Genomic DNA, 497 nt, shown 5'->3' on the forward strand with positions numbered 1-497 from the left:
TTGAATAAAAATCACCCATCTTTGCGCTTACCCGAACCAAAGCGAAATTTAGGGAAGGTGAAACCTTTTGATTTTGTAGCAACTTTCTTTTCCTTTGATAAAGGTGGAAAGGCAACTTGTTGGCTTGTTTTGTCTGGCTCTTGTTTTTTCATAGGCTCGTGGTTGTAGTTCGCGTCCGGGGATATGGAAGTGTCTGCTGATTTACGGCTCGTCCCCATCGCCTCCCACTGCCTGCGGGTGATCTTCAATTTCGTAACAGGGTCAATCATGATATCATCCAGCGAAATATCCGTCAGGATTTTTGCGTCTTGCAGAGGATCGGCTACGGCTTTCTTAACAGGACGTTTAACCAACACACTCATAAAACTTTTAATAAAATCATACAGCTTGTGCAAATTGATCTTACGCTTACGCCTTAACAGCGTTGGTTTTTCTGTTTTTGGTGCAACTCCATAGTAAAGGGACATATCCTTTTGCTTCACTTCAACAGGCTTAAA

At 42.5% G+C, this 497-nt stretch carries 1 protein-coding gene; it reads right to left on the bottom strand.

Going from position 1 to position 497, the window contains the following annotated elements:
* Positions 1-11: 11 nt before the first annotated feature.
* Positions 12-497 (bottom strand): hypothetical protein (locus ACSZO4_RS25840; RefSeq protein WP_437891930.1); only part of this gene is annotated, 486 nt, incomplete at its 5' end.

The sequence above is a fragment of the Phytobacter sp. V91 genome (assembly GCF_965644225.1).
Classification (GTDB): domain Bacteria; phylum Pseudomonadota; class Gammaproteobacteria; order Enterobacterales; family Enterobacteriaceae; genus CBFFRJ01.